The 7,685-nt window shown below is 38.7% G+C and carries 7 protein-coding genes and 3 pseudogenes; all 10 read right to left on the reverse strand.

Annotation, left to right across the window (positions count from 1 at the left end; all coding sequences use genetic code 11):
• Positions 1-240, reverse strand: a pseudogene (locus tag AB4Z17_RS30155) (manganese catalase family protein); the annotation flags it as partial.
• 256 nt (positions 241-496) lie between these two features.
• A pseudogene (locus tag AB4Z17_RS30160) lies at positions 497-720 on the reverse strand (DUF3888 domain-containing protein); the annotation flags it as partial.
• A gap of 67 nt (positions 721-787) precedes the next feature.
• Entirely contained in the window at positions 788-1,999 is a 1,212-nt protein-coding gene (locus AB4Z17_RS30165; RefSeq protein WP_441963954.1) for an MFS transporter, read from the reverse strand.
• Between the two features lie 22 nt (positions 2,000-2,021).
• Positions 2,022-2,465 (reverse strand): MarR family winged helix-turn-helix transcriptional regulator, encoded by a 444-nt coding sequence (locus AB4Z17_RS30170; protein ID WP_441913675.1) that lies wholly within the window; start codon positions 2,463-2,465, stop codon positions 2,022-2,024.
• A gap of 579 nt (positions 2,466-3,044) precedes the next feature.
• A pseudogene (locus AB4Z17_RS30175) lies at positions 3,045-3,191 on the reverse strand (RHS repeat-associated core domain-containing protein); the annotation flags it as partial.
• Positions 3,192-3,792: 601 nt separating this feature from the next.
• On the reverse strand, positions 3,793-4,374 hold the full coding sequence (locus AB4Z17_RS30180) for a hypothetical protein (protein WP_441913676.1): 582 nt from the start codon (positions 4,372-4,374) through the stop codon (positions 3,793-3,795).
• A 152-nt stretch (positions 4,375-4,526) separates the two neighbouring features.
• Complete coding sequence (locus AB4Z17_RS30185; RefSeq protein ID WP_441913678.1) at positions 4,527-5,066, reverse strand: hypothetical protein; 540 nt, start codon at positions 5,064-5,066, stop codon at positions 4,527-4,529.
• Positions 5,053-5,451 (reverse strand): hypothetical protein, encoded by a 399-nt coding sequence (locus AB4Z17_RS30190; protein WP_441963956.1) that lies wholly within the window; start codon positions 5,449-5,451, stop codon positions 5,053-5,055. Before AB4Z17_RS30190 ends, AB4Z17_RS30185 begins: the two co-directional genes overlap by 14 nt.
• Positions 5,452-5,843: 392 nt before the next feature.
• The gene (locus AB4Z17_RS30195) at positions 5,844-6,095 is read right to left on the reverse strand and encodes a hypothetical protein (protein WP_441963958.1); all 252 of its coding nucleotides are present in this window, start codon (positions 6,093-6,095) and stop codon (positions 5,844-5,846) included.
• A 648-nt stretch (positions 6,096-6,743) separates the two neighbouring features.
• Entirely contained in the window at positions 6,744-7,046 is a 303-nt protein-coding gene (locus tag AB4Z17_RS30200; RefSeq protein ID WP_441963960.1) for a DNA cytosine methyltransferase, read from the reverse strand.
• Positions 7,047-7,685 lie beyond the last annotated feature (639 nt).

The following is a 7,685-nucleotide window of genomic DNA, read 5'->3' on the forward strand; positions in this document are numbered from 1 at the left end:
CGTCGCCCTAGCCTTCTCCTCCGCTGCTATATCCTCATATAGATCCGCAATTGGATCGCCTTTCGCTTGAATATAGGTAGCCGTAAACGGTACGCCTCCTGCATTCTCATAGAATAAGGCGCTGTCATGAGCCACATAATGAGCACCTAAGCCTGCAGCCTTAAGCTGTTCTGGCGTTGCATCTTTTGTTAATTTATATATCATTATAGCAATCATTTCCAAGTGAGCAAATTCGTTGGTACATTGTAATTAACAGTGATGATTTTCCTATACACAGTAAGGCTTTATGATTTTGAATATTTCGGTCTTAACTCCTTTTGACTATGAATCGGCAACTCGACAACCACAATCTCGTCTCACGCTTCTGTCACAACTTATCGATTCAAAGTCTTTAATATCTCAACGTAATACCAAGATCGTTCAACTATCGTATCCCGTTTGCTCAACGAAGAATGTGTTGCCAGTATGGAGGCAACTCATAGTCCCTAATGTGTTTCTATTCTAGAATCATTACAGCTCCTGTATTATCTACACGAAACTTCATCGAGTCCATCCCTACATCTAAATGAGGTCCCACATACGGAATCACTGTAACATTAACTTCAATATGCGAAGGATGGTATTCAACGTTTAATTCAGTCCCTCCTAGAAAAGGCGAAAACGTAGGTGACTCTGTTAGTTTATCTTCATAAATCGATTAATCTGTTCCTGTATATTTGGAGTTTTGTCCCCTTTTCTTTCCCTGGTATATCGCCTATTATATGCGATTTACCGTCCCTGCAGGAAGTTATGTTGTTTGCCCGGCGCTTTGCTTGAATTTGTATCTGACGGCTGATAACAGCCGAACGACTATATAAAGTATCAGAAACAGGACCATGAATCCGGCCGAGATCCGGTACATAAAAGCATAATCGGACATGGATGAAACGACACCCAAAATCAAGGCTCCGACCGCTATACCCAGATCAGTCGTATTATAGAACATGCTGTTGGCCATGCCGTACTGCTGCGGCGTGCCGGAACGAAGCATCCATGCCTGCAGCGTGGGCTGAATGGACCCAAAGCCGAGTCCATATAACAGGGCGGACAAAATCAGCATCGGCATCGTTGTTGTGTAGGATAGAACCATTAGCGCAGACACAAYGCTGATCGCGGCAGGGATGAGAACAGCAGCATGTCCGAAACGATCGAATATTTTGCCTGAAACGGGCCGGATAATGATCACTGCAATCGCATTGAACAAAAAGAACAGGCCGACCTGCTCCAAATGAACAGATTCCCCGAACAAGGCGATAAAGCTGAGCAGACCGCCATAGGTCACAGCCAAAATTACATTAAGCAGTCCGGGGATTAATAATTTGGCATGGAATAATTGCTTGGAAGTGGAGCCTGCTGCTGGCGCTGTTTTCTTGCTGGTATCAGGCGGAATCGCCCGCGATAGCAGCAGAATGGGAAAAATAAGCAGGATGGTTGCCGTGCCAAGCATGGCAAGAGTCGTGAATCCTGCATGCTTCATCACGCTTAATCCTATAATCGGTCCAACAGACATAGCCAGACTGGTTGAAAGGCCGAAATAACCGATGCCTTCCCCCATCCTTTTGCCTGGAATAATTTGAGATACCAACGTTGGAATAATCGTACTCGCCATTCCGAACCCAATCCCAAAACCAACCCGCATGACAAGCAGCATACCGACAGAACCCGCAGCAACAGACATTACGGTGAACAGACATGCGGCAGCAAGTCCCGCATACAAAATCACATTGCGACGCACTTTACGCATAAGTTGGGCAGTTAATAACCGGGTAATAATTGTTGAACCGGCAAACACGCTAATGATTAGACTTACGGTCATATCGTCAGCCTGAAAAGCGGATTTCACATAGGCCGGGAAAGCGGCAAGCAGCATCTGCAAATTCAAAAACAACAGCAGGGTGCTAAGAGTCAGAATCAGAAACGGTTTGGTCCAAAGCCTGGAATTGCTTTCTTGGGAYTGCATATTTTTATGCTCCTTCCGGACATTATGATAATTGGCTCACATGATGATTAATCCGCAGAAGAAGCTTCATGATCATTTCATGTTCCTCAACCGTCATGCATTGTTTGATTTCCTGGTTTACCTGCATTTCAACCGGGAGGGTCTCCATGATCAGCGAAGCACCTTTCTCTGTGCTGTGTACTTGAAAGGAACGTCTGTCGTTCTCCGCCATCTTACGGCAGATCAGCCCCTTTTCTTCCAAATGGTCGAGAATCCGGGTCGTCGTCGGCTTATCCTTACCCGCCAACTCGGCAATTTCCTTCTGGATCAAACCCTCTGTCTGATCGACCTGGAACAGCACCGACCACTGCTCCGTTGTAATCTCATAATCCTTAAGGCGGGCCTGAAGGACATTCGTCATCTTGCGGTACGTGATGCCCATCAAAGCACCAAGCGATCGTTCAAGCACATTTTCATTTGGCGTCATAACCATCCTCCTACTCAATTAGTTGTTTCAACAACTATATATAGAACAACTGTTTTTGTCAACAGAAGAAGAGCCGGCTAACGCCCTCTTTATCGGCAACAGGATGAAGCTTTAACCTTTCCGATAATAAAGAAAAACCGTCAGGGTAGATCTCCCTGACGGTCCTTTAGATTCTGCGCACGCTATCTTTGCCTTGGGTTGTGTACCCGCAACGATATGATGCACTGCATTAGCAAATGATGGAACACTAATCCCAGCTCTAATTAAGTTTAAACGTAACGCGAGTGAAGACGCTTTTGTTGTACCTGCAATAACACCCAGCATCTTATTTGAAGCATTTGCAGTACCACCAAAACCCAAAAACCCTGAAAAAAATTCCGTCCTTTCTTAATCAGTCATACTGTTGTAAAATTTGTAAGAATCACTTTCTGGACCATACGTCTTATATAAAAATTTATCTAAGTCTTTCAAGGTATTAATAGCGAAATTTTTACTTGAGTCCCAAGCATCTGATACGGCAACCTTCGTTATGATCCATGCTGCCTTGCAATATTTCTTACCAAGCTTTTCTGTAAAACAATGTCCACTTGGGTCGATATATCGTAATGGATTATTAGCAGTATACACATAAAGATTCATAGTCAGCGGATTTGTAATCTCCCCTTCATACGTATCCTTAGTTATAAACCTCCCAATACTAGGATCATAATATCTAGCACGAAGATAAGCCGAATCCATTGTTTGATTTCATCTAATGTTTCCATCCTTCATAATAAAACGTGGGGCGCTTTATTGCTTAATTAGATTTCTGTCGAAGTAGCAGCTGCTCGAATAGGCAATACAAAGTTGTCATCCATCGATCAGAAATCCTGGAACGGGTATATCGTTGAGGAGCAAGCGCAGGTAAAATTAGAGTCAGGATGGCGATTATATCTTTATATTCGTAGCAACCTATTCAAATGGTGTAATTAATGAAACGGAAGTGACCATTCAAATTAAAGATAGCTGGACGTCATTTTTCAAGTTCATTTCATAAGTCGTGGTAGTTAGTTAAGTTAAGTTAAGTAAGAAGTGTTGTATTGAAGTATTGGCAGTCGAATACCCTAATGCTATTGAGGTTCCATCTTTAATGATCTATTCCCGTTTGCTTAATGCAATCATATGTGATCTTTATTTTTCCTTTAGCACGATTGGCACCAACTCTAAGACCATTAAGTTTCACTAAGACCTTATGCATAATTGTATAGAAGATGAACTCAATCAATGCTCCGTGTCTAACAGTTGAAGTGCAGTAGTGGTTTTCTTTATATTTAATGTATGCTATCAATCAACGCCCAGTATATATAATATTTCCTGACTCATCTATTAAACGGAATATAAAACTTGAAGCATCTTCAAAATCCATCATAGTGTAGTAAACGGCATATCCATTATCAACTTCTAGTTCCTTAAAAAATGTTGATGCTTTTTTAATATCGACTTGAGTTTTGAATAGCATATCATCATTGCTTACAATTACCTTCTTTACATGGGGGTCAAGAATTTCAGCAGCAATAATTGTTTCATATTTTCGATTTGAATGTTTAGTCATTACACTTATCCATGTTCTTTTCATTTTGTCTGTCCCACTTGGAAGCAGTTCTTCTTTATTTGTTACTTTATATAAAAACCATTTTTTCTTTAATTCTATGAGATACTTCTTATTAAGTTCTTTCTCAACTAACAAATTAATGTCGCCAAACTCTTTTGAATAAACAATTTGACTCTTTTTATGTTTGTTAGACAATGCAAGTGCACTTGACTCGGTAAACGCATAACCATTAGAAAGCATAAATAAAATCGCAACTACTATGACAGCTAATATTATAAATATACTTTTTTTCATTATCTTCTTATCATTATTTTTCATTGTTCCTCCTCGTCGCTGACTTAAGATAATATATATATATATATCTAAATGTCGCTCAACCAATATCCATAGTATGTATCAAATGGAAAAGAACTTCAATCTTTACATAAAGATTGAAGTTCTCGATAAATTTAAAAATGATATTAATTAATTTAGGTGTTTTGAACAGTAAATGTACCATCCAAGTACCAGTCGTCTCCTATTAAACCGGGCCATGACATACCTGCGATACCCATTAAAACGCTTACAAAACCAGGAATATATGGGTGAGCATAACTGGCAAGTATCTGCTTATTTGTGCCTCGTAGAGTTCTCGGAACTCTAAGATCATCGACTATTACTCCGTAATTATGATGAGAATGTTTAAGATCGAAGGTTCCTTGAGATTGACCGAATTTCCTTACAATTGTCATAGCTTCCTGCTGAATTGTATTATTAACCTTGGGCAACCAATTATTAGCCCCGTAAGATGATGCACTTGAGATACCAGTAGCATTATCCCAATATTGTACTACTGAGTCACTAAAATAATAATTAGGTTGTCCATCCCTATTATACTCAGTATATAAATCATATTTAAATTCTTGTCCTGTAGAGCTTAACCCCTGATAAATCAAACTAGTTGATGCGCTCCATTTTCCATCCTTTTTTGTATCTATAGGGATTACAGCTTTCGTACTAATTCCAACCATTACTTTGTTTCATTAAAGTCAAGCTATCTTTCTCTTTAATCGCATTAACTTCATCTCTATTTTCATCGGTAATTAAATATCTAGTGCCGTCAACACTGTTGTAATAATGCTTTAGACTGCTTTGTGTTTCGACAGCTACTCCACCTCGGCTAATAATTCTCTTTTTTAGTTCTGGAGAATAATGCTCAATTTGTTCGTTTGATAGTTTCATCTCACTTAATACCTGATTGACTTGTATTTCTGATAGATTCAAAAAAGTTGAGACTGGTGCAATCCGACCATCGTCATACTTTGTAATTGTCAGTGCCCCATTAAGTACAATTTTCCTCTCATTTTTTTCAATTTTTTCTGGTCTTTCGGTGGCTTGGGCAACAGAAGCAAACATAAACAACTTACATGTCAACTAGTTTTTTTTCTAAACGATAGATTCAATTATGGTTGTAAATTCCTTTATAGTCTAATTATTTTAAAATAAAAAATTGTTTATTGTTTCGTTTTGTTGATTATTTTTGCTGTTTCATGGCATCTTAAACTATTAACTTATTATTACAGATTCAAGCTTACTTTTGATATTTCCAGTCTTAGGTTTTCGTAGAGTTAATGAAACGGAAGTGACCATCGAAATTACCGTCCAAACGGACAAAGTCTCAAAAAGCATACTTTTTGATACACTAAAAAAAGACACTATAAAGCGTTTCAAAAACTGTATATTTGATTTTTGGTACGTTTCATTTACTTATCACACATTTTGATACGGTATAATCATCGAGATCCTGATTAGTAATTGGTCTTTACATACCCTGTAGCCAACTGCTCTAAAAAATGATGTATATCACCATTTTTAAAATCAATTTGAACAATGATGCCTAGGATCTTCTTTTGCTCATGATCAGGTGTATGTTTAGTTATTACATCAATTAAAAAATCATACTCTATCATATGAACGGAACCATTATGTTTTATAGAATAGGTTCGATGCTCTAAATCCTTTTCCTCAAAAAATCTCTTTAATGTAGCAGCACTGCTCATCCAATTACCCCCTCCAACTCATCCTTAAATTATTTCTATTGAGCATAGCACTAACTTTTTTATATTATGTAAGCAATTAGTTTGCAAAAAGTATGATTATCAAATTATATTTGTCTGCGTTAGTTGGATATTTGTCGAATTGTAGAGGAGAATGATGAATACCATCGAATAGGATGGAAATGGTAATACCGATACTGATTTAAGAGGGGTTTTATATGAGTCTTACTATGAGTAAAGAAATAAGAGATATACATAATAGAATGAAAAAGTACTTAAACGAAACCAATGAATTAGAATGTCAAAAAGAAACTGAGGCTACAATAAAAACCCTTACCTTCAACTGAAGTATCAGAGCTTGATACTGTATTAAAAGACTACTCTTCAAAGGAAACAAAGACAGGCATATTCGCAGGAATTAGAGATTTAATAATGCGTAAAAAATAGTACTTTGGTTAATAAAAACACAGAAGCAGCCAATCATAATGATCGGCTGCTTCCGTTTATTAGTTGAGGGGAATGATAATGCTGATAACCTAACATGTACTATATTTATTACCCTAAGATAACGAAAAATTAATGCAGCACTGAACAGACTACATTACTCAAGTACATTAAAAACTGAAGGAATCCATCAAGCTTTTACCGAATTCATCTTGCGACAATGAAGACACGTTCTCTGTTTTGTGGCACATAGGCCGAGCTATTAAGCACACACCACTCTCCCACGTATCCCAACTCATCCAGCGTTCTCATCATAGTCTCGATCGTTCTCCCTTTGTCATGACTGAGGATTCCCGTGACGTTTTCAAGGTGTATAAATTCAGGTTTGAGAATAGATGCGAACCTGATGATCTCAAAGAATACTGTCCCTCTAATAGCGTCGTTAAATCCTTCACGCTTTCCAGCAATGGAGAAAGCCTGGCAAGGAAATCTGGCAACGAATCCTTGAATTGGTCCTCGTCCTCTTCCAAGAAGTCAAATATGGTCATCTGTGACGGATCTGACATCTAAGCACTCCACATCCTTTCGTTTGAATCATGTAAGATAGGACATCCGCACGTTAGGCAGATTGTTTATTTTTTTTAGGATGAGCTTCATGCTGCGTGAATGTTTGGCATGTTTCGCATTTTGTATCACATTCCGCATATCACACACATTTCATTCCAGTCTGCATAAGTCCAAATCCCATTCTAATGCCGGTATCTGTTGTTCTCTCGTTAAGAACAAAACGTTGCTACGCCCGAAAAGGGTTGAACGACCTGGTACGTCCTTCGGTTTACTTCCAACACTTCTGTATACACCGCTGCATATAAGCGTATAGCTGAAATTCCGCTTAGCTCTAGATGGACTTGTGAGCTCAATCATATTGTAAGTGTAGCGGATGTGTTACTCTGGCAAAAGAAAGAGCGATAATAAATAGCCGTTCCACCACACTCTTCTTCCCGTTAACATTCCTGTAGGTGTTAGTAGATTCGATTTGCAGAAAAACGAACGCCCCGCTAGGATGAGTATGTACTGGGTTGGAGCCCTCAGAACTCACCTTAGGAGGCGTTATCATGAAGTCTAGACTAATTAAAGCTCAAAATCAAC

This window comes from Paenibacillus sp. TAF43_2, from assembly GCF_052113545.1.
Classification (GTDB): Bacteria; Bacillota; Bacilli; order Paenibacillales; family Paenibacillaceae; genus Pristimantibacillus.

Bases quoted from the DNA above. Each gene is read 5' to 3' on its own strand.
- AB4Z17_RS30170 (WP_441913675.1), bottom strand. From the start codon at position 2,465: ATGACGCCAAATGAAAATGTGCTTGAACGATCGCTTGGTGCTTTGATG.
- AB4Z17_RS30180 (WP_441913676.1), bottom strand. From the start codon at position 4,374: ATGAAAAATAATGATAAGAAGATAATGAAAAAAAGTATATTTATAATA.
- AB4Z17_RS30185 (WP_441913678.1), bottom strand. From the start codon at position 5,066: ATGGTTGGAATTAGTACGAAAGCTGTAATCCCTATAGATACAAAAAAG.
- AB4Z17_RS30190 (WP_441963956.1), bottom strand. From the start codon at position 5,451: ATGTTTGCTTCTGTTGCCCAAGCCACCGAAAGACCAGAAAAAATTGAA.
- AB4Z17_RS30195 (WP_441963958.1), bottom strand. From the start codon at position 6,095: ATGAGCAGTGCTGCTACATTAAAGAGATTTTTTGAGGAAAAGGATTTA.